The following is a 22778-nucleotide window of genomic DNA, read 5'->3' as shown; positions in this document are numbered from 1 at the left end:
TGGCGCCCCTGCCGGGGCGCTATTTCTGTCCAGCCGGATATCGCTTATGCGGAGCATCTATGACCTGGTTACTCGAAATGAAAAACATCACCAAATCCTTCGGCACCGTCAAAGCGCTGGATAATATCAGCCTGCGGCTCAGTGCCGGGGAAATTGTCTCATTATGTGGTGAAAATGGCTCGGGCAAATCCACCCTGATGAAAGTCTTGTGCGGCATTTATCCTCACGGCAGCTATCAAGGGGAGATCGTTTTTGCCGGTGAAACCATCACGCCCCATCATATTCGTGACACTGAACGCAAAGGCATTGCCATTATTCATCAGGAGCTCGCGCTGGTAAAACACCTGAGCGTGCTGGAGAATATTTTCCTTGGTGCGGAAATATCCCGCCATGGCCTGCTCGATTATGAAACCATGACCCTGCGCTGTCAGAAATTGCTGGCCCAGGTTAATTTAGCCATTTCACCCGACACCCGCGTCGGCGATTTAGGCCTCGGTCAGCAGCAGTTGGTTGAAATTGCTAAAGCGCTCAATAAGCAGGTCCGTTTATTAATTCTCGATGAGCCTACGGCGTCATTAACCGAGCAGGAAACGGCGATTCTGCTGAATATCATTCGCGATCTCCAGCATCATGGGATCGCCTGTATTTACATCTCCCACAAGCTGAATGAGGTGAAGGCCATCTCCGACACCATCTGCGTCATTCGCGACGGTCAGCATATCGGCACCCGCGACGCCAGCGGCATGAATGAAGATGACGTGATCACCATGATGGTAGGCCGCGAACTCACCGCCCTCTACCCCAACGAACCGCACGAACGCGGCGATGAAATTCTACGCGTCGAGCATTTAACCGCATGGCACCCGGTGAATCGCCATATTAAGCGGGTCAACGATGTCTCCTTCTCGCTGCATAAAGGCGAGATCCTCGGCATTGCCGGGCTGGTCGGTGCCGGGCGCACCGAGGCCGTGCAATGCCTGTTTGGCGTCTGGCCGGGGCGCTGGCAGGGGGACATTTTCATCGACGGACAACCGGTTGCTATTCATCACTGCCAGCAGGCTATCGCCCACGGTATCGCCATGGTGCCGGAGGATCGTAAAAAAGATGGCATCGTCCCGGTGATGGCGGTCGGAAAGAACATCACCCTGGCGGCGCTAGACCAGTTTACCGGCCCGCTGAGCAGCCTGGATGATGCCGCCGAGCAGCACTGCATTCAGCAATCCATTCAGCGGCTGAAAATCAAAACCTCCTCGTCGGAGCTGGCCATCGGTCGTCTGAGCGGCGGCAATCAGCAGAAAGCGATTCTGGCCCGTTGCCTGCTGCTGAATCCCCGCATTCTGATCCTCGATGAGCCAACCCGCGGCATCGATATCGGCGCGAAATACGAAATCTACAAACTGATTAATCAACTGGTGCAGCAGGGTATCGCTGTCATCGTCATCTCTTCCGAACTCCCCGAGGTGCTGGGGTTAAGCGATCGGGTGCTGGTGATGCATGAAGGCAAGCTGAAAGCCAATTTAGTCAACCACGATCTGACCCAGGAACAGGTGATGGAAGCCGCGCTGAGGAGCGAACCCCATGTCGAAAAACACGTCGTCTGAGATTAAAGTTATCCCGCCCGCCCCTGCTGGCCTGCCTGGATTCAAGGGGCTGAACCTGCAGGTTTTCGTCATGCTCGCCGCGATCGTGGTGATTATGCTGTTCTTCACCTGGGCCACCGAGGGGGCCTATTTAAGCGCGCGTAATATTTCCAACCTGCTGCGACAGACGGCGATCACCGGGATTCTGGCGGTCGGCATGGTCTTCGTGATTATTTCCGCGGAGATCGACCTCTCCGTTGGTTCGATGATGGGCTTGCTCGGCGGTGCGGCGGCGATTTTTGACGTCTGGCTTGGCTGGCCGCTGCCGCTGACCATCGTGGTCACACTGGTCATGGGGCTGCTGCTTGGTGCCTGGAACGGTTGGTGGGTTGCCTATCGCAAAGTCCCGTCGTTTATCGTGACCCTCGCCGGGATGCTGGCGTTCCGCGGTATTCTCATCGGCATTACCAACGGCACCACCGTCTCCCCCACCAGCCCGGCGATGTCGCAAATTGGCCAAAGCTATCTGCCCGATGGCCTGGGCTTCGGCATCGGGGTGATGGGCATGGCGGCCTTTATCGTCTGGCAGTGGCGCGGTCGCCTGCGTCGCCAGTCGTTGGGATTAACCACGCCGGCTCCCACCTCTACGGTGGCGCGTCAGAGCATTACCGCAGTTATCGTGTTAGGCGCCATCTGGTTATTAAACGATTATCGCGGCGTGCCGACGCCGGTGCTGATTCTGGCGGCTCTGCTGCTGGCAGGCATGTTTATGGCGACCCGCACCGCGTTTGGCCGCCGGATCTACGCCATTGGCGGTAATCTGGAAGCCGCGCGTCTGTCCGGCATCAGCGTCGAGCGCACCAAACTGGCGGTCTTTGCTATCAATGGCCTGATGGTGGCGATCGCCGGCCTGATTCTGAGCTCGCGTCTGGGAGCCGGTTCGCCTTCCGCCGGGAACATTGCCGAGCTGGATGCCATCGCCGCCTGCGTTATCGGCGGTACCAGCCTGGCCGGCGGCGTGGGGAGCGTCGCAGGAGCGGTCATGGGGGCCTTTATTATGTCGGCGCTGGATAACGGCATGAGCATGATGGACGTCGCGACCTTCTGGCAGTACATCGTCAAAGGCGCCATTTTGCTGCTGGCGGTATGGATGGATTCAGCCACCAAACGTCGCGGGTAGGTCCGTTAAGAAAATAATGCCCGAATTATTTGCGCTACCGCCAGATTTGCGCATAAGACGCTTGTCATGATTCGGGCATTGGCCGGTATTGTATGGCCAGTCAGAAAGACCAGGGAACAACACTATGTTTGCAAAGCGCCACCGTATTACGCTGCTGTTCAATGCCAACAAAGCCTATGACCGGCAGGTTGTCGAAGGGGTTGGTGAATATTTACAGGCATCGCAACAGGAATGGGACATCTTCATTGAAGAGGATTTTCGGGCGCGAATTGAGAATATCAGGGAGTGGTTGGGTGACGGCGTCATTGCCGATTATGACGACCCGGAAATTGAAAAACTGCTCGCGGGGGTCGAGGTGCCGATTATCGGCGTGGGCGGCTCCTACCACCATCCCGACGACTATCCTCCGGTGCACTATATCGCGACGGATAACGCCGCGCTGGTTGAGAGCGCCTTTCTGCATTTGAAAGAAAAAGGCGTGCAGCGTTTCGCCTTCTACGGCCTGCCGACCTCCAGCGGCAAGCGCTGGGCGGTGGAGCGCGAGCATGCGTTCTGTCAGTTGGTCGCGAAAGAGAAATATCGCGGCGTGGTCTATCAGGGACTGGAGACCGCGCCGGAGAACTGGCAGCACGCCCAGAATCGCCTGGCCGACTGGCTACAGACGCTGCCTCCGCAAACCGGCATTATCGCGGTGACCGACGCCCGCGCCCGCCATGTGTTACAGGCCTGCGAACTGCTGCATATTCCGGTGCCGGAGAAGCTGTGCGTCATTGGGATTGATAACGAAGAGCTGACCCGCTACCTGTCGCGCGTCGCGCTCTCCTCGGTGGCCCAGGGAACCCGCCAGATGGGCTACCAGGCGGCAAAGCTGCTGCATCGTCTGCTGGATAATGAGCCGCTGCCGCTGCAGCGTCGGCTGGTTGCGCCTATGCGTGTCGTCGAGCGCCGCTCAACGGACTACCGCTCGCTGAGCGATCCCTCGGTCATTCAGGCGATGCACTACATCCGCAATAACGCCTGCAAAGGCATTAAGGTCGAACAGGTGCTGGATGCCGTCGGCATCTCCCGCTCCAACCTCGAGAAGCGCTTCAAAGAGGAGGTGGGCGATACCATTCACACCATCATTCATAGCGAGAAGTTAGAGAAGGCCCGCAGCCTGCTGGTCTCCACCACGCTGTCGATTAACGAAATCTCACAGATGTGCGGCTATCCGTCGCTGCAATATTTCTATTCGGTGTTTAAGAAAGAGTACGACGTCACGCCGAAGGAGTACCGGGACCGGCACAGTGAAGTGATGATGTAGGGCATGTAGCAGAGACAGACGCAGGGAAAAGTGCAGAAAGAAAAATGCCCGGGCTTGCGCACCGGGCATTTTCAATTACATATGAGCAGCAATTAAGCGCTGATTGTCCTGATACATCGCGAAGAGATAGTTGTTGTAGCTCGACCCTTTGGTCGAATAGCCCTTCAGCTTATGAATCATGGTGCTGGCCGTCACTTCCTGATCCGTTTTACGCAGCTGCGCGCGGGATTTGCGGAAGGATTTGTAAGCCGGGTGCGTGTTCAGGTTAGTCACATACGCCTGAACCGACTGCTCTACAGAATCAAACTGCGAATAGCCTTTCATGGCACCCTGGCAATTACCGCCGCCACATTTCATACCAAACAGGTTGTTGTTCACACGCGCCAGTTTGGACGTGCCCCAACCGCTTTCCGCTGCCGCCATCGTCGCGACCATACTGTTTGGAATGATATCAACGCGGTCCATCAGCGTGTTCCATGGAATGTGTCGGGTATTACCGGACCATTTCACTTTATAGCGTGACGCAATGTCCTTCAGACGTGTACGCTCTGTCGGTGACCAGCGCGAGTCGTACTGCTTAGTAACAAGCCAGTTGCGATCGGCGGTAATCACCTGATTTTGTTTAGTAATATAAGGCATTACTGTCCGGAGAAACGCTTTTTTCCTTGGTGTCCCGGAAGGGTATTTTCGCAAATCAGGAAGTGAACTGCTCTTTACACTATTGCGAGAATACTCTTGTTTACTGCTTACCTTAACTTGACTACTTTTTGTAACTTTTGAGGCTTTATGACTCGTTGTTGCCGTGTGGGTTGTTGCCAACACACTACCTGAAAATATGCAGGTAAGTAACATGAGTATCGCCGCCCCATATCGTCGCATGGGAATCGATATCATTAGATCTCCTGGTCGGATTTAATCATTCCAACACCTTGTTTTACGCAAAAAAACGTTAATTGAGTCGCGAATAGTATCAAAAATACCCAGTGAGAGCACTAACAGAAATAGTCCAATTCCTAAATGCTGTCATCTGAAATCGGTTTCGGTGCCGTTACGAGGGTGCAAAAATGCTAGCGCCGTCTCATTTTTTGTCTATTTTTTGACCTCTGTCACTCACCCCTTTTCGTCATCCCTGCAAAAGCCTCGGCGGGATGAGTTCATCCCTGAATTTGCCGGGCACACTAGGTAAAAACCGCTCACAGGACTCCGGAATGAAACTCGCTGCGCTTGCGTCGCTGTTGTTGCCTGGGATGGCGTTCGCCGCCTGGACCACCACTGATTTTCCTGCCTTCACTGAAGAAGGCAGCGGCCGATTTATCAGTCAAAATGAGGTGGCGAAGGGTACACGTCCTTTACACATTAATTTTGACCAACAGTGCTGGCAGCCCGCCGGAGCCATAAAACTCAACCAGATGCTGTCGATGGAACCCTGCCACGGTACCCCTGCACAGTGGCGGGTTTTCCGCGAAGGTCTGTACACTCTGGCGGTGGATACCCGTTCCGGTACGCCGACGTTGATGATCTCGCTGGAGGAAAAAGAGCCGGTGACGGCGTCGGCCACGCCGCTGCGCCAGTGCCCGAAATGGGACGGCAAGCCGCTGACGCTGGACGTCAGCAAAACCTTTGCCGAAGGCAGCCAGGTCCGTGATTTCTACAGCGGCAACATCGCCACGGTCAGCGGCGGCAAAATCACCCTGCAACCGGCGCACAACAGCAACGGCTTACTGCTGCTCGAGCAGGCAAAAACCGCCGCCGACGCCCCGTTCAACTGGCATAACGCCACCGTCTATTTCGTCCTGACCGATCGCTTTGTCAACGGCAATCCGGCGAACGACAACAGCTACGGGCGCCACAAAGACGGCATGCAGGAAATTGGCACCTTCCACGGCGGTGACCTGCAGGGCCTGACCAGCAAACTGGATTACCTGAAAACATTAGGCGTTAACGCGCTGTGGATAAGCTCGCCGCTGGAGCAAATACACGGCTGGGTCGGCGGCGGAACCAAGGGTGACTTCCCCCATTACGCTTACCACGGCTACTACGCCCAGGACTGGACCAAACTGGATGCCAATATGGGCACCGAGGCGGATTTACGCCGTCTGGTCGACGAAGCCCACAAACGCGGCATTCGCATCCTGTTCGACGTGGTGATGAACCACATCGGCTACGCCACGCTCGCCGACATGCAGGAGTTCAAATTCGGATCGCTGTACCTGCAGGGCAACGAGTTGAAAAAGACGCTTGGAGAGCACTGGACCGACTGGAAACCCGGCCCGGGCCAGAGTTGGCACAGTTTTAACGACTACATCAACTTCAGCGATAAAGCCGGCTGGGAAAAATGGTGGGGGAAAAAGTGGATCCGCACCGATATTGGCGACTACGACAACCCCGGCTTTGACGATCTGACCATGTCGCTGGCCTTCCTGCCGGACCTGAAAACCGAATCGACCACCGCTTCCGGGCTGCCGAACTTCTATCAACAGAAGCCGGACACCGCGGCAAAAGCGATCCCCGGCTACACGCCGCGCGATTATCTGACCCACTGGCTGAGTCAGTGGGTGCGTGATTATGGCATCGACGGTTTCCGCGTCGATACCGCCAAGCACGTGGAACAGGCCGCGTGGCAACAGCTGAAAACCCAGGCCACCGCGGCGCTGGCGGAATGGAAACAGGCCAACCCGGACAAAGCGCTGGATAACGCCCCGTTCTGGATGACCGGCGAAGCCTGGGGTCACGGCGTGATGCAGAGCGATTACTACCGCCACGGTTTTGATGCGATGATTAACTTCGACTATCAAGACCAGGCGGCGAAGGCCTCAGGCTGTCTCTCCGGGATTGATCTGACCTGGCAGCAGATGGCGGATAAACTGCAGACCTTTAACGTCCTGAGCTACCTCTCCTCTCACGATACCCGCCTGTTCCGTGAAGGCGGCTCGTCGGCGGCAGAACTGTTGCTGCTGGCGCCAGGAGCGGTACAGATCTTCTACGGCGATGAGTCCGCCAGGCCGTTTGGCCCTACCGGGTCCGATCCGCTGCAAGGAACCCGTTCCGATATGAACTGGCAGGATGTCGAGGGTAAAGCCGCCCTCAGCGTCAGCCACTGGCAGAAGCTCGGCCAGTTCCGCGCCCGCCACCCGGCGATTGGCATGGGTAAACAGACCACCCTCTCGATGCCGCAGGGCTATGGCTTCACCCGCGAAAGCGGCGATGACAAAGTCATGGTGGTGTGGGCTGGCCAGCGATAACCCGCCTTCTGGAGGCTCCTCCGTTCCTGGAGGAGCCTTAACAGAATAAATAACTGCAGAACAAAATAATCAAAGAATAATCGCGATACCTTTGTCGATCCTGCCGATTTGCACCGCGCTAACGCTGGCGTTATGGTTACCCACTTTCCAGGAAGACCGATAGATTATCCGCGATGACATTTTCACTTTTCGGCGACAAATTCACCCGTCATTCGGGCATTACCCGCTTGATGGAAGACCTCAATGACGGCCTGCGCACGCCAGGCGCCATCATGCTGGGCGGCGGTAACCCCGCGCAGATCCCAGAGATGAATGACTACTTCAACAATCTGCTGGCCGATATGCTGAGCAACGGCAAAGCCCTTGATGCGCTTTGCAATTACGACGGCCCACAGGGGAAAAGCGAGTTGCTGACTCTGCTGGCGGAGATGCTGCGGGACGAACTGGGCTGGGAGATTGAACCACAGAATATTGCACTAACAAATGGCAGTCAGAGTGCATTTTTCTACTTATTTAACCTCTTTGCCGGGCGCCGTGCGGATGGCACCACCCGTAAAGTCCTGTTCCCGCTGACGCCGGAATATATCGGCTACGCCGACTCGGGCCTCGAAGAGGATCTGTTTGTCGCCACACGACCGAATATCGAGCTGCTGCCGGAAGGCCAGTTTAAATATCACGTCGATTTCGAGCACCTGCAGATAACCGAAGAGACCGGCATGATTTGCGTCTCTCGCCCCACCAACCCCACCGGCAACGTCATTACCGATGAAGAGCTGATCAAGCTCGATGCGCTGGCCCATCAGCACGGGGTGCCGCTGGTGATTGATAACGCCTATGGCGTGCCGTTCCCGGGCATTATCTTCAGCGATGCCAGACCGCTGTGGAACCCCAATATTGTGCTGTGCATGAGCCTGTCAAAACTGGGGCTGCCGGGCAGCCGCTGCGGCATCATCATCGCCAATGAAAAGATCATTACCGCCATCAGCAATATGAACGGGATTATCAGCCTGGCGCCAGGCGGAATGGGCCCGGCGATGATGTGTGAAATGATCAAACGCCATGACCTGCTGCGGCTGTCAGAAACGGTGATTAAGCCGTTCTATTACCAGCGCGTACAGGAGACGATCGCGACCATTCGCCGCTATCTTTCCGAAGAACGCTGCCTGATTCATAAACCGGAAGGGGCGATTTTCCTCTGGCTGTGGTTTAAAGATCTGCCGATCTCCACCGAACTGCTGTATCAGCGTTTGAAAAAGCGTGGCGTGCTGATGGTGCCGGGCGACTATTTCTTCCCGGGGCTGGATAAACCCTGGCCGCACACCCATCAATGTATGCGTATGAACTACGTACCGGACCCGGAAAAAATCGAAGCGGGCGTGAAAATCCTCGCCGAAGAGATTGAGCGGGCCTGGAGTGAACAGGGCGCGTAACCAACCCGTCGCCCCGGCAGGCGCGCCAGCGCTGCCTCCGGGGAATACGCTACATCGCCAGCGCCATGCGCTGGCGACGCTCGGCGCTTAGTCTTTCCAGCTCGATCGGTTCCATGCAGTGCAGCGCCTGGGTCGGACAGGCCGCCATGCAGGCCGGACCTGCCTCGCTGTGGCTGCATAAATCGCATTTCAACGCCTGCACCCCTTCCCCGGTCATCATCACGCTCATCGCCCCATACGGGCAAGCCACCATACAGCTTTTACAGCCGATACAGCGGCGCTGGTCGACGCGCCAGACCCCACGGTCGCGCTGGATAGCCTCAACCGGACAGACATTGGCACAGGGGGCATCTTCACATTGCCGGCACAGGGTGGCCGTAGACAGCGCATCGCTTTTCACCACGCGAATGCGCGGCGCAAACTGAGTCGCAGAAACCGTCGAACAACTTTGGTCGTGCTGATGGGAGACCACGCAGGCCACTTCACAGGTACGGCAGCCAATACACTTCTGCGCATCCGCGATGATAAAACGGTTCATCAACTGCTCCATTGGGGATAAAACGGCAGCGTGCCAGAAAAATCCTCCTGCGCGCCTTGATCCTGAATGGAGTCAGCGGTCTTTTTTTCGCTACGTCAGCGGAATTTGGTCATCTGCCTTAGTTTTCTCTTACGGCAAAACCCAGCTCACGGGAAATCGCCTCTGCGGTATCGCGCAGCGGTTTCAGCAAGTTCTTTTCGCCCACCTGCTTCAGGCGCGAGGTCGACAGGGAGATAGAGATCGCATAAGGCACCCGGCGATGGATATCGAACACCGGCACCGCCAGGCAGGAGACGCCCAGCTCGTTCTCTTCCCGGTCCATCGCCATATTACGCTCGCGGATCTGCGCCAGCTCATCATGCATCGCCGGCAGCCCGGTGATGGTATTTCGGGTCAGCGGCTGAATAATATCCTGGTGAGTTTCCCAGTAGCTCTCGACATAGTCAGGGTGACCAAAAGCCATGTAGATCTTGCCCATCGCCGAGCAGTACAGCGGCATATGCTGGCCGATATAGGCCCGCGTGCGCAGCATCCCGGTGGTGGGTTCCAGCTTGTAAATCAGAATGGCGTGATCATCTTCCCGGCTGGAGAAGTTCACCGTCTCGCCGGTGACCAGGTTCAGCGTCTCAAGGTGCGGCGCAGCAACGTGGATGATATTCAGTGAGGAGAGCGCTTTTTGCCCCACCGCAATGAACTTGGTGGTCAGCCGATAGCTACCGGCCGCGGGTGCGGGCGTCACATAGCCACAGGACTGGAGCCCCTGCAGCAGGCGATGGACGGTGCTTTTGTTCAAGCCCGCCAGCTCCGAAAGGTGCGCCAGCGGGCAACCGTTCGGATAGTTACTGAGGATTTCAATCAGCATCAACCCGCGGAACAGGCTCTGGCTTCCCGCAGGCCTTTCTTTATCTTGCGTCATTTCTCTCTCTTTTGTGTCCATCGCGTCAGCTCCCCTTTTCGACCCGCTCTGATGGTAGCGCAAAGTGTGTTTCACTTCACGATCTGAACAGAAATTTTGTAATTATATGATTTTATTGAATTTCAAAAACAACCTCACCGATTGCTTTGTCAAATCATGATCGATATATTTGAAATCAAATTTCGCATAGTGAAATTTATAGCGTGCAAAACGTTCTTTCCCACGCATCGGGAGGTCACCTTAAATGGCAGAAGCAGCAGTGTTGTCTCCGTTGTTATCCATGCGCCACATTATCAAGCGCTTTGGTGGAAACGTGGCGGTCAATAACGTCAGCCTGGATATTTATCCGGGCCAGGTTGTAGCGCTGCTGGGAGAAAACGGTGCCGGTAAATCGACGCTGATTAAGGTGCTGGCGGGCGTTTATTCCCGTGATGGCGGAGAGATCCTGTTTCGCGGGCAGCCGGTGGATTCCGCCGCCGCGTTACGTCAGGGCAACGAACAACCCATCGCCTTTATTCATCAGGATTTAGGCCTGGTAGAGTGGATGACCGTCGCCGAAAACATGGCGCTGGTGATGGGTTTCCCCCGTCGCTTCGGCCTGATTGACTGGGCGGCCACCAAACGCCAGGCGCAAAAAGCGCTGGAAGATATCGGCATTCAGCTCGACCCGGATGACCGCGTGTTTGACCTTTCCCGCACCGAAAAATCCCTGCTGGCGATTGCCCGCGCGGTGGCCGTTGATGCCTCGGTGCTGGTGCTCGATGAACCGACAGCCTCACTGCCTGCTGACGATGTCCGCCACCTGTTCCGCGTGATGAACATCCTGCGCGAGAAACAGGTCGGCATGATTTACATCACCCACCGCCTGGATGAGGTGATGGAGATGGCTGATACCGTGTGCGCAATGCGCGACGGCTGCTACGCCGGGGGCGGCGATATCGGTCGCTATAGCCTGCGTGGTCTGGTCGAACTGATTGTGGGTGAAAGCCTCCGCGACGATCAGCGTCAGGCCTTACCCGATGCCACCGCGCCGGTGCTGTTGAAAATGGACAACGTCAAAGTGGGCGATACCGGGCCGGTCTCCTTCGAGCTGCGTGCCGGTGAGATGGTGGCACTCGCCGGTCTGCGTGGCGCCGGTCAGGAAGAAATTGGACGTTTACTGTTTGCCTGCAGGCCGCAGGAGAGTGGACAAATCACCTTAAGTGGCGTGCCGTTTACGGCGACAACACCAGGGGAGGCGATGTCCGCAGGCATCTCTTTTGTTGCCGGCGACCGTCTTCATGAAAGTCTGATCCCGGGCATGATGGTGCGTGAAAACCTGTTTATGAACCCGTGTAAACACGGTCACGCGCTGCTTTCCCGCTATAACGAAAAAAGCGAAGCGCCACTGAGCTGGGAGAAAATCCGCCAGTTCGACGTGCGTCCTGCGCAGATAAATATTGAAATCAGTGCACTGTCGGGCGGCAACCAGCAAAAAGTGGTCATGGCGCGTTGGCTCTCGCTCAATGCACCGTTGCTCATCCTGGAAGATCCTTCTGCCGGCGTTGACGTAGGCGCACGCGCAGAAATTTACGATTTACTCAATCAGGCGCTGCAAAACGGCGTTGCCATTCTGGTCATCTCCAACGACCTGGAAGAGGTGGCGCACATCTGTAACCGGGCGCTGGTGTTTAACCGCGGGCAGATCGTCGGCGAACTTCTCAACCAGGATGTCACCTTTGCCAGATTGCTTGAGCTGGCATCGGGCAGCGGCACCATACATTAAGTCGGAGTGCGTTATGGCTAAAACATCAATGAAATCGACGGCCCTGGAATCACGCGTATCACTTCATGAACACGGTGCGGCCACCTGGCTTGGACAATTGACCACTCGTTACGGTTTACCCGCGATCTGCGTGATGCTGGTTATCGTTTTTTCACTGACAACGCCTTCGTTTGCTTCCCTGTTGACGCTGCAGGCGATTCTCGACAGCAAATCGAAAATCGCCCTGCTGGCGCTGGCAGCCACCATCCCGATGATTGTCGGCAAAATCGACCTGAACGTCGGCTTCGGCATCGTGCTCTGGCACATCCTCGCTATTACGTTGCAGGTTGAATATGGTTTCTCCTGGCCCGTCGCTGTGGCGATCGTGCTGGTGCTCTCTGCGCTCTACGGCTTACTGAACGGGATTCTGGTGGCGCTGGCGGATATCGACAGCTTTGTTGCGACCCTGGGTTCCGGTACGGTGCTGTACGCCATCGCGCTCTGGCACTCTGGCGGTCGGCAGATCGTCGGTGACTTGCCGGATGCCTTTATCGCTCTGCATCACTCCGACCTGTTCGGCATTCCGGTGGTGGCCTTCTACGTCCTTATTGCCGCCGTGGTGCTGTGGATTATCACCGAACATACCCCGATCGGCCGCTGCATGTATGCGGTGGGCGGCAACCCCGTCGCCGCAGCGCTCAACGGCATTTCCGTTAATCGTTACATCATCGGGGCATTCATTACTTCCAGCACCTTAACCGGCTTTACCGGGGTGATCATCGCCGCCGAACAGGGCGTGGGCCAGGCCAGCGTCGGGATGGATTATCTGCTCCCGGCTCTGGTGGGCGCCTTCCTTGGCAGCACCACGATTCGTCCCGGCCGGGTGAACGTCTGGGGCACGGTGGTCGGTATTGCGGTGCTGGCGATTGGTATTGCGGGTATCCAGCAGTTCGGCGGCGCGTTTTGGGTCGAACCGCTGTTTAACGGCGCGACGCTGCTGCTGTCGATTACCCTGGCGGGCTACGCCCAACGCCGTCGGGCATTAAATAAAAAACTGGTGCAGCGGACACAATCGCCAGCATCAGGCTCCTCCGTTACCCAATGACTCTCGCGTAAGGAACTGAAAATGAATAACAAAATAGTTCAATGCTGTCTGGCTGCCGGGTTGATGATGGCAAGTGGTTTCAGCCTCGCCGACGATGCCTTTGTTCAGCAAGCGAAAACGGCGATTGCCAAAGCAACCGCGCCAGTCACCACATGGGACGGCCCAACCCAGGGCCCGGCGCTGCAGCCGAATAAGAAGATCATTTTCATCGCCTCGGACATGAAAAACGGCGGCGTACTGGGCGTTAAAGAGGGTCTGGAGGAAGCGGCGAAAACCGCAGGCTGGCAGCTGGATGTGCTGGATGGAGCAGGTTCGGTGAAAGACCAACTGGCGGCGCTGAACCAGGCGATCGCCCGTAAACCGGACGGGATCGTCATTGGCGGCTGGAACCCGAACGTCGCCAAAATTCCGCTGAAAAAAGCTGTAAAAGAGGGCATCGTGCTGACCGCATGGCACGCGGTTCCCGCGCCTGGCCCGGTTCCGGCTTACAACATTTTCTACAACGTGACCTCCGACTCGAACGACGTCTCGCGCATGGCGGCGCTGTATGCGGTGGCGAAATCCAACGGCACCGCCAGGGTGCTGATTTTCACCGACTCGCTGTACCAAATCGCGCTGGATAAAGCCAACGCGATGAAGAAGGTGATCGAGCAGTGCAGCGGTTGCCAGGTGGTGGAGTTTATTGATACTCCGCTGGCCGATACCTCCAACCGCATGCCGGGCATGACCTACAGCCTGATCCAAAAATATGGCGACAAATTCGAATACTCGCTGGCGATTAACGACCTGTACTTCGACTTTATGGCCCCAGCCCTGCAAACCGCGGGTAAAGGCAGCGGCGATAAACCACCGTACAACATCTCCGCTGGCGATGGTTCCGTCACTGCCTACCAGCGTGTGCGTGAAGGCAAAGCGCAGATCGCAACCGTCCCAGAGCCGCTGAAACTGCACGGCTGGCAGCTGCTGGACGAATTTAACCGCGCCTTCGCGGGCAAAGCGCCGTCTGGGTATGTCACTCCGGCACATCTGGTGACCAAAGACAATATCGCCGCCGATGGCGGCCAGAACAACGAATTCGACCCGGACAACCATTATCGCGATCGCTACAAAGCCATCTGGGGCGTGAAGTGAGATGTTAGCCGTCACGGGAAGTGTTGAACGCCTGTGCTCACCGGCGATCTGGGCGGAAGGCCCGGTGTGGCTGGCAGACCAGCAGTGCCTGATTTTCAGCGATGTGAAAGGCAACAGAATGTTCCGCTGGGATGGGCAAAATGGCGTCAGCGTGTTTCGTGCCGAATCCCACTTTGCCAACGGCAACGCGCGGGACTTGCAAGGGCGTTTGTTGACCTGCGAGCACGGTCGGCGCGGGATCAGCCGTACCGACGCCGCTGGCAATCACACCCTGCTGGTGGATAAAGTCGACGGGCTGCGTTTTAACTCACCCAACGATATCGCGGTGCGCCAGGACGGGTCGATTTGGTTTACCGATCCGCCCTACGGCATCGTCGGTGACGAAGAGGGCTATCGCGCCGCCAGCCAGGTCATTGGCTGCTACGTCTACCGCTTTGATGAAACGCGTCACCAGGTCGCGATTGCCATCAGCGATACCCAGCGCCCCAATGGGCTGGCCTTTTCGCCGGATGATAAATGGTTATACGTAGCAGATATGTCGGTTATTGATTTTCCGAGCCAGGGTCGCCGGGAAATTCGTGCTTACCGTCTTGAAGGCGATAACGCGCTATTTTCCCACGTCGTCACCCAGGTCAAACCGGGTATTCCGGACGGATTCTGCGTCGATCAGGACGGGAATATTTACTGCAGCTGCGAGACGGGGATTTTGATTTTCTCCGCCGCAGGCGAATTACTGAACACGATTGCGGTCCCCGAGCGCGTCTCTAACTGCACCTTTGGTGGCCCCGACGGGAATACGCTTTTTATTACGGCGACGACCTCGCTGTACCGGGTGACCCTCACCCCATCCCGCCTTCAGGGATAAACCGGAGTAATACCGAAACGCACCGGCCCTGCCGGCGTGTTTTTGCAACCTGACACTATTTAGTGGAATCACATTCCACTATGTGAAACACAAGCTGTAATGGAGAAAAGGTATGTTACTGAGTTTTTCTGACCTTAAAAATGAGTTTACCCGTGTCCTGCTGGCACGCGGCGTGGCGGCTGAAACCGCCGATGCCTGTGCTGAAATGTTCGCTCGCACCACCGAGTCAGGCGTCTATTCCCACGGCGTAAACCGCTTCCCGCGCTTTATTCAGCAACTGGAAAACGGCGATATCATCCCGGAGGCCCAGCCAAAACGCACCACTTCGCTGGGGGCGATTGAGCAGTGGGATGCCCAGCGTTCAATCGGTAACCTGACGGCGAAAAAAATGATGGACCGGGCCATTGAACTGGCTTCTGACCACGGTATTGGTCTGGTTGCTGTGCGAAACGCCAACCACTGGATGCGCGGCGGCAGCTACGGCTGGCAGGCGGCGGAAAAAGGCTACATCGGTATCTGCTGGACCAACTCCATTGCCGTGATGCCGCCGTGGGGTGCCAAAGAGTGCCGCATCGGAACCAACCCACTGATCGTCGCCATTCCGTCAACGCCGATCACCATGGTGGACATGTCGATGTCGATGTTCTCCTACGGCATGCTGGAAGTGAACCGTCTGGCGGGCCGCCAGCTGCCGGTTGACGGCGGCTTTGATGACGAAGGCAACCTGACCAAAGACCCGGCGCCGATCGAGAAAAACCGCCGTATTCTGCCGATGGGTTACTGGAAAGGTTCGGGCCTCTCCATTGTGCTGGACATGATCGCCACCCTGCTTTCCGATGGCGCTTCCGTCGCTGCGGTAACTGAAGACAACAGTGACGAATTCAACATTTCACAAGTCTTTATTGCTATCGAAGTGGACAAGCTGATCGACGGTGCCACCCGCGACGCCAAGCTGCAACGCATCATGGATTACATCACCAGCGCCGAACGTGCCGACGAAAACGTGCCGGTCCGTCTGCCCGGTCATGAGTTTTCCCGTCTGCTGGAAGAGAACCGCCGCAACGGCATCACCGTTGATGACAGCGTGTGGGCAAAAATCAAAGCGCTGTAAGGAATATCATCATGATTTATGGACATATTTCTCAACCCAACGCCTGCCGGTATCCGGCGGCGATTGAAAAGGCACTGGAATTTTTGCGCACCACGGACTTCGGCAAACTGGAGACCGGGGTGGTCGAAATCGAGGGGCGCACGATCTTCGCGCAGATCCTCGACCTGACCACCCGCCCGCACGATGAATTGCGCCCGGAAGTACACCGCCGCTACCTGGATATCCAGTTTTTATATTCCGGTGAAGAGCAGATCGGTGTTGCTATCGATACCGGCAATAATGTCGTCAGTGAAGAATTACTTGAGCAGCGGGATATTATTTTCTATCACCACAGCGAAAATGAATCGTTAATAGAAATGAGGCCGGGGAACTACGCCATATTTTTCCCGCAGGATGTTCACCGACCAGCCTGTAATAAACACCGGGCAACGGCAATCAGGAAAATAGTGGTTAAAGTTGCTATTTCCGCTTTAGATTAATCCGTAATTTATTTGTCGCACGGCGATAAATAAAAGGAGTGAAAAATGGAAAGAAATGACGCCGGTTATATCATCGGCGCATACCCTTGCGCGCCTTCATTTCACCAAAAGAGCGAACAAGAAGAGACGGAATTCTGGCGCTTACTCGCGGACACGCCCCACATCCGTGGGCTCGAGCAGCCATGCCATGAGAACTTTCACCCCTATGGCGATGAGTGGTTGATCCAGCATACGCCGCAGGAGTGGAAGATGGTGGTGACAGCCATCCCGGAAACGATGCGGCGCCGCGGCGGCGGCAACACGGCTTTCGGCCTGGCCTCCAGCGATGAAGAACAGCGCCTGGCATGCGTCGAATTCCATCGTCATTTACGCAACAAAATCAATGCGCTAAACAAACGTTTTGCCGGCAAGGTTATCTCCCTGGAGCTGCAGGCGGCGCCGCTTGCAGGCAATACGAACGTTGGGCAGGCAACCGATGCTTTCGCGCATTCCATCAAAGAGATAGCGGCGTGGGACTGGTCATGCTCACTCGTGCTGGAACATTGTGATGCCATGAACCAACCGGCGCCGCGCAAAGGCTTTCTGCCGCTGGAAAACGTGCTGGAGGTCCTGGCAGGTTACAACATCGATATCTGTATCAACTGGGCGCGTTCGGCGATTGAAGGGCGTAATACCGCCCTGCCGCTGACGCATGCTCAGGCGGTACATGCCGCAGGCAAACTGGGGGCGCTGATGTTCTCTGGCACCGCAACCCAAGGGCCGTACGGCGAATGGACTGACCTGCACACCCCGTTCGCCCCGTTCTGCCCGCACAGCCTGTTAACGGCGGCGCACGCACAAGAACTATTTAATGTGGCTGATTCAGCAAAATTACAGTTTGCCGGTATTAAGTTACTGGAAATTGATGAGAATGCTGATGCGAATCATCGCATAGCCATATTACGCGATGGCATTAACGCGTTAAACCTAGCCCAACAATAAATATAAAGCGTCAATTTAATCGCAACGTCAGCTACTTTAAACACGAGATTAATATGAACACTTCCTCTTACGCTACAACCGCGGATATTCCGCGCCAACGCTGGTTAAGAATTATTCCCCCTATTCTTATCGCGTGTATTATTTCCTATATGGACCGGGTCAACATTGCTTTCGCCATGCCCGGCGGGATGGATGCTGAACTCGGTATTTCTGCCACCATGGCGGGGCTGGCGGGCGGGATTTTCTTTATCGGCTATCTGTTTTTACAGGTGCCGGGCGGAAAAATCGCGGTCCACGGCAGCGGCAAGAAGTTTATCGGCTGGTCGCTGGTTGCCTGGGCGGTGATTTCGGTCCTGACCGGTTTAATCACCAACCAGTATCAGCTGCTGGTCCTGCGCTTCTTACTGGGCGTCGCCGAAGGAGGCATGTTGCCCGTGGTGCTGACGATGATCAGCAACTGGTTCCCGGATGCTGAACGTGGCCGTGCCAACGCGATTGTGATTATGTTTGTCCCGATTGCCGGCATTATCACCGCCCCGCTCTCCGGGTGGATCATTACCATCCTCGACTGGCGCTGGCTGTTCATTATTGAAGGCTTGCTCTCGGTGGTGGTGTTGGCGTTGTGGGCCTATACCGTCTACGACCGTCCGCAGGAAGCCCGGTGGATTTCTGAAGCCGAAAAGCGCTACCTCGTCGATACCCTCGCCGCCGAGCAACGCGCCATCGCCGGAACCACCGTCAAAAATGCGTCCCTCAGCGCCGTTCTGGCCGACAGAACCATGTGGCAACTGATCGCCCTGAACTTCTTCTATCAGACCGGTATTTACGGCTACACCCTGTGGCTCCCCACCATTCTCAAAGAGCTGACGCACAGCAGCATGGGGCAGGTTGGGATGCTCGCTATCCTGCCGTACGTCGGGGCGATTGCCGGGATGTTCCTGTTCTCTTCCCTCTCTGACCGTACCGGAAAACGCAAACTGTTCGTCTGCCTGCCGCTGGTTGGCTTTGCCCTGTGCATGTTCCTGTCGGTGGCGTTGAAGAACAACGTCTGGCTGGCCTATGCCGCGCTGGTGGGCTGCGGCTTCTTCCTGCAGTCCGCGGCGGGGGTGTTCTGGACCATTCCGGCCCGTCTGTTCAGCGCTGAAATGGCCGGCGGCGCCCGTGGCGTCATCAACGCCCTCGGCAACCTCGGCGGCTTCTGCGGCCCATACGCGGTGGGCGTACTGATCACCCTCTACAGCAAAGACGCCGGGGTTTACTGCCTGGCGATCTCCCTGGCGCTGGCTGCGCTGATGGCCCTTCTGCTGCCGTCAAAATGCGATACCGGCGCAGCCCCGGTAAAGACGATGAGCCCACGTAAACACGCGGCGTAAACCCTGCCGGGGGGTCTGCGCCTCCCGGCAACAAAGAGAATGCAAAGATGAGTGAGAAAAAGACCTTCTGGCTCGGTATCGATTGTGGTGGTACCTATCTGAAAGCCGGTTTATATGACGCCAAAGGTCATGAGCATGGCATTCATCGGCAGTCGCTGCAGACGGCGTCGCCATTGCCAGGCTATGCCGAACGTGACATGCACCAGCTCTGGCAACAGTGCGTGGCGACCATCGCCGGGCTACTGCAACGCACCGGCGTCGTGGGCGAACAGATTGCCGGGATCGGTATTTCGGCGCAGGGCAAGGGGCTGTTTCTCCTGGATAAACAGGATCGGCCGCTGGGCAATGCCATGCTCTCTTCCGATCGCCGGGCGCTGGACATCGTCCAACGCTGGCAGCAGGACGGCATCCCTGAGCAGCTGTATCCGGTCACCCGCCAGACGCTGTGGACCGGGCATCCGGCCTCGTTGCTGCGCTGGGTAAAAGAGCATGAGCCTCAGCGTTACGCGCAGATCGGCAGCGTTATGATGGGGCACGACTACCTGCGCTGGTGCTTAACCGGCGTCAAAGGCTGCGAAGAGAGCAACATCTCCGAGTCCAACCTCTACAACATGGCAACCGGCCAGTACGACCCACAGCTGACCCGCTGGCTGGGCATCAGTGAAATCGATAGCGCGTTACCGCCCATCGTCGGTTCAGCAGAAATATGCGGGGAAATCACCGCTCAGGCAGCCGCTATTACCGGTCTGGCGGCGGGAACCCCCGTCGTCGGCGGTCTGTTTGATGTGGTTTCCACCGCACTCTGTGCAGGGATCGAAGATGAGTTCACCCTCAATGCGGTGATGGGGACCTGGGCGGTGACCAGCGGGATCACCCACGGCCTGCGCGACCACGAGGCCCACCCTTACGTTTACGGGCGCTACGTCAACGACGGGCAGTACATCGTTCACGAAGCCAGCCCGACCTCTTCCGGCAATCTCGAATGGTTCACGGCCCAATGGGGCGATCTCTCTTTCGATGAGATAAACCGGGCCGTCGCCGGGCTGCCGAAAGCCGACAGCCAGCTCTTTTTCCTGCCGTTTCTCTACGGCAGCAACGCCGGGCTGGAGATGACCTGCGGGTTTTACGGTCTGCAGGCGCTGCACACCCGTGCCCATCTGCTGCAGGCGGTCTACGAAGGGGTGGTCTTCAGCCATATGACCCACCTGAACCGCATGCGTGAACGCTTTACCGATGTGCACGCCCTGCGCGTCACCGGCGGCCCGGCGCACTCTGACGTCTGGATGCAGATGCTGGCCGACGTCAGCGGTCTGTGCATCGAACTGCCGCAGGTCGAGGAGACCGGCTGCTTCGGCGCGGCCCTTGCCGCCCGCGTCGGAACCGGCGTCTACCGCACCTTCCACGACGCCCAGCACGATCTACAACATCCGGTACGCACGCTGCAGCCCGACATGGCCGCGCACGCACGCTACCAGCACAAATACCAGCAATACCAACATTTGATTCAGGCACTACAGGGCTACCACGCCCGCATTAAGGAGCACGCACTATGAGCCGTCCATTACTGCAACTGGCGCTCGACCATACCCATCTTCAGGCGGCACAGCACGATGTCGCCCTGTTACAGGACCACGTCGATATCGTTGAAGCCGGCACGATCCTGTGCCTTGCCGAAGGGCTGCGCGCGGTGACCGCCCTGCGCGCCCAGTGTCCGGACAAAATTATCGTCGCCGACTGGAAGGTGGCGGATGCCGGCGAAACCCTGGCACAGCAGGCGTTTAACGCCGGTGCCAACTGGATGACCATCATCTGCGCCGCCCCGCTCGCCACGGTAGAGAAAGGCCACGCCGTGGCGCAGGCCTGCGGTGGAGAAATTCAGATGGAGCTGTTTGGCAACTGGACGCTGGAGGATGCCCGCGGCTGGTATCGCACCGGGGTTCGTCAGGCGATCTACCACCGCGGACGCGACGCCCAGGCCAGCGGACAACAGTGGAGTGACGCCGACCTGACGCGCATGAAGGCGCTGTCGGATATTGGCCTCGAGCTGTCGATTACCGGCGGCATCACCCCCGCCGACCTGACGCTGTTCCGCGATATTAACGTCAAAGCGTTTATTGCCGGACGCGCATTGTCAGGCGCCGCCCACCCGGCACAGGTTGCCGGTGAATTCCACGCACAGATTGACGCCACCTGGGGAGAACAGCATGCGTAATCATCCATTAGGTATCTATGAGAAAGCGCTGGCCAAAGATCTCAGCTGGCCAGAGCGGCTGGTACTGGCAAAAAGCTGCGGGTTTGATTTTGTTGAAATGTCGGTGGATGAGACCGACGACCGCCTGTCGCGCCTCGACTGGAGCCCCGCTCAGCGCGCCTCGCTGGTGACCGCCATGCTGGAAACCGGGGTGGCCATTCCGTCGATGTGCCTCTCCGCCCATCGCCGCTTTCCTTTTGGCAGCCGCGATGAGTCCACCCGCCAGCGAGCGCGGGAGATCATGACCAAAGCCATCCGTCTGGCGCGCGATCTGGGTATCCGCACCATTCAGCTGGCGGGCTATGACGTCTACTACGAAGAACATGATGAAGGCACCCGTCAGCGCTTTGCCGAAGGGCTGGCGTGGGCGGTGGAACAGGCCGCGGCAGCGCAGGTGATGCTGGCGGTGGAGATCATGGATACCGCCTTTATGAACTCTATCAGCAAGTGGAAAGCGTGGGATGAGATGCTCTCTTCTCCGTGGTTCACCGTTTATCCGGACGTCGGCAACCTCAGCGCCTGGGGTAACGATGTGGCCGCCGAGCTGAAACTGGGTATCGACCGCATCGCCGCCATCCATCTGAAAGACACCCAGCCGGTCACCGCGCACAGCCCAGGGCAGTTTCGTGACGTGCCGTTTGGCGAAGGCTGTGTCGATTTTGTCGGCATTTTCAAAACCCTGCACGAGCTGAACTATCGCGGCTCGTTCCTGATTGAAATGTGGACGGAGAAAGCCAGCGAACCGGTGCTGGAAATTATCCAGGCGCGGCGCTGGATTGAATCGCGGATGCAGGAAGGAGGATTTACATGTTAGAACAACTCAAAGCCGAGGTCCTGGCCGCCAACCTGGCGCTGCCGGCACACCACCTGGTGACGTTTACCTGGGGCAATGTCAGCGCGGTCGATGACACCCGCACGCTGATGGTCATCAAGCCTTCCGGCGTCGAGTACACGGTGATGACCGCCGACGATATGGTGGTGGTGGAGATCGCCAGCGGTAAGGTCGTTGAAGGCAGCAAAAAGCCGTCTTCCGATACCCCGACCCATCTGGCGCTCTATCGCCGCTATCCGCAGATCGGCGGGATCGTGCACACCCATTCCCGCCACGCGACGATCTGGTCGCAGGCGGGCATCGACCTGCCGGCCTGGGGCACCACCCATGCGGACTATTTCTATGGTGCCATTCCCTGCACCCGCCTGATGACCGTCGACGAAATTAACGGCGAATATGAATATCAGACCGGCGAAGTGATCATTAAAACCTTCGAAGAACGCGGGCTGGATCCAGCGCAGATCCCGGCGGTCCTCGTCCATTCGCACGGCCCGTTCGCCTGGGGCAAAGACGCCGCCGATGCGGTGCATAACGCGGTGGTGCTGGAGGAGTGCGCTTACATGGGGCTGTTCTCGCGCCAGCTGGCCCCGCAACTGCCGGATATGCAGTCTGAACTGCTCGATAAACACTATCTGCGTAAACACGGCGCCAATGCCTATTACGGGCAAAACTGACGTCTGCCGCTTGACGCGCCTGTCCGGGCTACCGACGCGATCC

Annotated in this window: 20 protein-coding genes; 17 read left to right on the top strand and 3 right to left on the bottom strand. The window is 57.3% G+C overall.

The features are described from left to right. Nucleotides 1-59: 59 nt before the first annotated feature. The 3 genes from EDF82_RS19525 to xylR all read left to right on the top strand — a co-directional run bounded on the left by EDF82_RS19525 (nucleotide 60) and on the right by xylR (nucleotide 4063). A complete protein-coding gene (locus EDF82_RS19525; protein WP_123757163.1) occupies nucleotides 60-1601 on the top strand; it encodes a xylose ABC transporter ATP-binding protein in 1542 nt (513 codons plus the stop codon). Continuing rightward, entirely contained in the window at nucleotides 1579-2760 is a 1182-nt protein-coding gene (gene xylH / locus EDF82_RS19520) for a xylose ABC transporter permease XylH (protein WP_123757162.1), read from the top strand. Before EDF82_RS19525 ends, xylH begins: the two co-directional genes overlap by 23 nt. Before the next feature lie 124 nt (nucleotides 2761-2884). After that, nucleotides 2885-4063: a D-xylose utilization transcriptional activator XylR gene (xylR, locus tag EDF82_RS19515; protein WP_123757161.1), complete on the top strand. Its 1179-nt coding sequence runs from the start codon at nucleotides 2885-2887 to the stop codon at nucleotides 4061-4063. 75 nt (nucleotides 4064-4138) lie between these two features. Here xylR and EDF82_RS19510 read toward each other — a convergent pair whose 3' ends face one another. After that, nucleotides 4139-4957, bottom strand: a complete 819-nt coding sequence (locus EDF82_RS19510) for a protein bax (RefSeq protein ID WP_123757160.1) — start codon at nucleotides 4955-4957, stop codon at nucleotides 4139-4141. 314 nt (nucleotides 4958-5271) lie between these two features. Between EDF82_RS19510 and EDF82_RS19505 the strand changes: the two genes are divergently transcribed. Next, nucleotides 5272-7305, top strand: a complete 2034-nt coding sequence (locus EDF82_RS19505) for an alpha-amylase (protein ID WP_123757159.1) — start codon at nucleotides 5272-5274, stop codon at nucleotides 7303-7305. A 173-nt stretch (nucleotides 7306-7478) separates the two neighbouring features. Then, complete coding sequence (gene avtA / locus EDF82_RS19500; RefSeq protein WP_123757158.1) at nucleotides 7479-8735, top strand: valine--pyruvate transaminase; 1257 nt, start codon at nucleotides 7479-7481, stop codon at nucleotides 8733-8735. A gap of 49 nt (nucleotides 8736-8784) precedes the next feature. Here the strand turns inward: avtA and EDF82_RS19495 are convergent, their stop codons facing one another. Beyond that, a complete protein-coding gene (locus EDF82_RS19495) occupies nucleotides 8785-9273 on the bottom strand; it encodes a 4Fe-4S binding protein (RefSeq protein WP_123757381.1) in 489 nt (162 codons plus the stop codon). A gap of 118 nt (nucleotides 9274-9391) precedes the next feature. Next, entirely contained in the window at nucleotides 9392-10210 is an 819-nt protein-coding gene (gene yiaJ, locus EDF82_RS19490) for an IclR family transcriptional regulator YiaJ (RefSeq protein ID WP_123757157.1), read from the bottom strand. Nucleotides 10211-10433: 223 nt separating this feature from the next. Between yiaJ and EDF82_RS19485 the strand changes: the two genes are divergently transcribed. From EDF82_RS19485 to araD, 12 genes are all read left to right on the top strand, one after another. After that, nucleotides 10434-11954 carry a sugar ABC transporter ATP-binding protein gene (locus EDF82_RS19485; RefSeq protein ID WP_123757156.1) on the top strand — a complete coding sequence of 507 codons (1521 nt, stop codon included), beginning with the start codon at nucleotides 10434-10436 and terminating at the stop codon, nucleotides 11952-11954. 13 nt (nucleotides 11955-11967) lie between these two features. Further along, nucleotides 11968-13038, top strand: a complete 1071-nt coding sequence (locus EDF82_RS19480) for an ABC transporter permease (RefSeq protein ID WP_123757155.1) — start codon at nucleotides 11968-11970, stop codon at nucleotides 13036-13038. A gap of 63 nt (nucleotides 13039-13101) precedes the next feature. Continuing rightward, nucleotides 13102-14169 carry a substrate-binding domain-containing protein gene (locus tag EDF82_RS19475; protein WP_227540155.1) on the top strand — a complete coding sequence of 356 codons (1068 nt, stop codon included), beginning with the start codon at nucleotides 13102-13104 and terminating at the stop codon, nucleotides 14167-14169. A gap of 1 nt (nucleotide 14170) precedes the next feature. Next, nucleotides 14171-15034, top strand: coding sequence for an SMP-30/gluconolactonase/LRE family protein (locus tag EDF82_RS19470; protein ID WP_123757153.1), 864 nt, complete (start codon nucleotides 14171-14173; stop codon nucleotides 15032-15034). Between the two features lie 112 nt (nucleotides 15035-15146). Further along, complete coding sequence (gene yiaK, locus EDF82_RS19465; RefSeq protein ID WP_123757152.1) at nucleotides 15147-16145, top strand: 3-dehydro-L-gulonate 2-dehydrogenase; 999 nt, start codon at nucleotides 15147-15149, stop codon at nucleotides 16143-16145. An 11-nt stretch (nucleotides 16146-16156) separates the two neighbouring features. After that, entirely contained in the window at nucleotides 16157-16624 is a 468-nt protein-coding gene (locus EDF82_RS19460) for a YhcH/YjgK/YiaL family protein (protein ID WP_123757151.1), read from the top strand. A gap of 45 nt (nucleotides 16625-16669) precedes the next feature. Beyond that, nucleotides 16670-17605, top strand: coding sequence for a DUF4862 family protein (locus EDF82_RS19455; RefSeq protein ID WP_123757150.1), 936 nt, complete (start codon nucleotides 16670-16672; stop codon nucleotides 17603-17605). A gap of 53 nt (nucleotides 17606-17658) precedes the next feature. Beyond that, nucleotides 17659-18978 (top strand): MFS transporter, encoded by a 1320-nt coding sequence (locus EDF82_RS19450; protein ID WP_044350496.1) that lies wholly within the window; start codon nucleotides 17659-17661, stop codon nucleotides 18976-18978. A 47-nt stretch (nucleotides 18979-19025) separates the two neighbouring features. Then, nucleotides 19026-20531, top strand: a complete 1506-nt coding sequence (locus EDF82_RS19445; RefSeq protein WP_123757149.1) for an FGGY-family carbohydrate kinase — start codon at nucleotides 19026-19028, stop codon at nucleotides 20529-20531. Next, entirely contained in the window at nucleotides 20528-21190 is a 663-nt protein-coding gene (gene ulaD, locus EDF82_RS19440) for a 3-keto-L-gulonate-6-phosphate decarboxylase UlaD (RefSeq protein WP_123757148.1), read from the top strand. The genes EDF82_RS19445 and ulaD overlap by 4 nt, the downstream gene beginning before the upstream one ends. Beyond that, nucleotides 21183-22043 carry an L-ribulose-5-phosphate 3-epimerase gene (locus tag EDF82_RS19435; protein ID WP_123757147.1) on the top strand — a complete coding sequence of 287 codons (861 nt, stop codon included), beginning with the start codon at nucleotides 21183-21185 and terminating at the stop codon, nucleotides 22041-22043. The genes ulaD and EDF82_RS19435 overlap by 8 nt, the downstream gene beginning before the upstream one ends. Further along, the gene (gene araD, locus EDF82_RS19430) at nucleotides 22037-22735 is read left to right on the top strand and encodes an L-ribulose-5-phosphate 4-epimerase (RefSeq protein ID WP_123757146.1); all 699 of its coding nucleotides are present in this window, start codon (nucleotides 22037-22039) and stop codon (nucleotides 22733-22735) included. The genes EDF82_RS19435 and araD overlap by 7 nt, the downstream gene beginning before the upstream one ends. The last annotated feature ends 43 nt before the right edge of the window (nucleotides 22736-22778 follow it).

The organism is Klebsiella sp. BIGb0399 (genome assembly GCF_003752615.1).
Taxonomy (GTDB): Bacteria; Pseudomonadota; Gammaproteobacteria; order Enterobacterales; family Enterobacteriaceae; genus Klebsiella; species Klebsiella lignicola.
Note: the sequence above shows the minus strand (reverse complement) of the source record. Positions and strands in the feature narration are given on the sequence as shown.

Coding starts and splice junctions, on each gene's coding strand:
- EDF82_RS19485 (WP_123757156.1), top strand. CDS start 10,434: ATGGCAGAAGCAGCAGTGTTGTCTCCGTTGTTATCCATGCGCCACATT.
- araD (WP_123757146.1), top strand. CDS start 22,037: ATGTTAGAACAACTCAAAGCCGAGGTCCTGGCCGCCAACCTGGCGCTG.
- avtA (WP_123757158.1), top strand. CDS start 7,479: ATGACATTTTCACTTTTCGGCGACAAATTCACCCGTCATTCGGGCATT.
- EDF82_RS19450 (WP_044350496.1), top strand. CDS start 17,659: ATGAACACTTCCTCTTACGCTACAACCGCGGATATTCCGCGCCAACGC.
- yiaJ (WP_123757157.1), bottom strand. CDS start 10,210: ATGGACACAAAAGAGAGAGAAATGACGCAAGATAAAGAAAGGCCTGCG.
- EDF82_RS19460 (WP_123757151.1), top strand. CDS start 16,157: ATGATTTATGGACATATTTCTCAACCCAACGCCTGCCGGTATCCGGCG.
- EDF82_RS19510 (WP_123757160.1), bottom strand. CDS start 4,957: ATGATATCGATTCCCATGCGACGATATGGGGCGGCGATACTCATGTTA.
- EDF82_RS19455 (WP_123757150.1), top strand. CDS start 16,670: ATGGAAAGAAATGACGCCGGTTATATCATCGGCGCATACCCTTGCGCG.
- EDF82_RS19525 (WP_123757163.1), top strand. CDS start 60: ATGACCTGGTTACTCGAAATGAAAAACATCACCAAATCCTTCGGCACC.
- EDF82_RS19475 (WP_227540155.1), top strand. CDS start 13,102: ATGATGGCAAGTGGTTTCAGCCTCGCCGACGATGCCTTTGTTCAGCAA.
- ulaD (WP_123757148.1), top strand. CDS start 20,528: ATGAGCCGTCCATTACTGCAACTGGCGCTCGACCATACCCATCTTCAG.
- xylR (WP_123757161.1), top strand. CDS start 2,885: ATGTTTGCAAAGCGCCACCGTATTACGCTGCTGTTCAATGCCAACAAA.
- EDF82_RS19435 (WP_123757147.1), top strand. CDS start 21,183: ATGCGTAATCATCCATTAGGTATCTATGAGAAAGCGCTGGCCAAAGAT.
- EDF82_RS19480 (WP_123757155.1), top strand. CDS start 11,968: ATGGCTAAAACATCAATGAAATCGACGGCCCTGGAATCACGCGTATCA.
- yiaK (WP_123757152.1), top strand. CDS start 15,147: ATGTTACTGAGTTTTTCTGACCTTAAAAATGAGTTTACCCGTGTCCTG.
- EDF82_RS19495 (WP_123757381.1), bottom strand. CDS start 9,273: ATGAACCGTTTTATCATCGCGGATGCGCAGAAGTGTATTGGCTGCCGT.
- EDF82_RS19505 (WP_123757159.1), top strand. CDS start 5,272: ATGAAACTCGCTGCGCTTGCGTCGCTGTTGTTGCCTGGGATGGCGTTC.
- xylH (WP_123757162.1), top strand. CDS start 1,579: ATGTCGAAAAACACGTCGTCTGAGATTAAAGTTATCCCGCCCGCCCCT.
- EDF82_RS19445 (WP_123757149.1), top strand. CDS start 19,026: ATGAGTGAGAAAAAGACCTTCTGGCTCGGTATCGATTGTGGTGGTACC.
- EDF82_RS19470 (WP_123757153.1), top strand. CDS start 14,171: ATGTTAGCCGTCACGGGAAGTGTTGAACGCCTGTGCTCACCGGCGATC.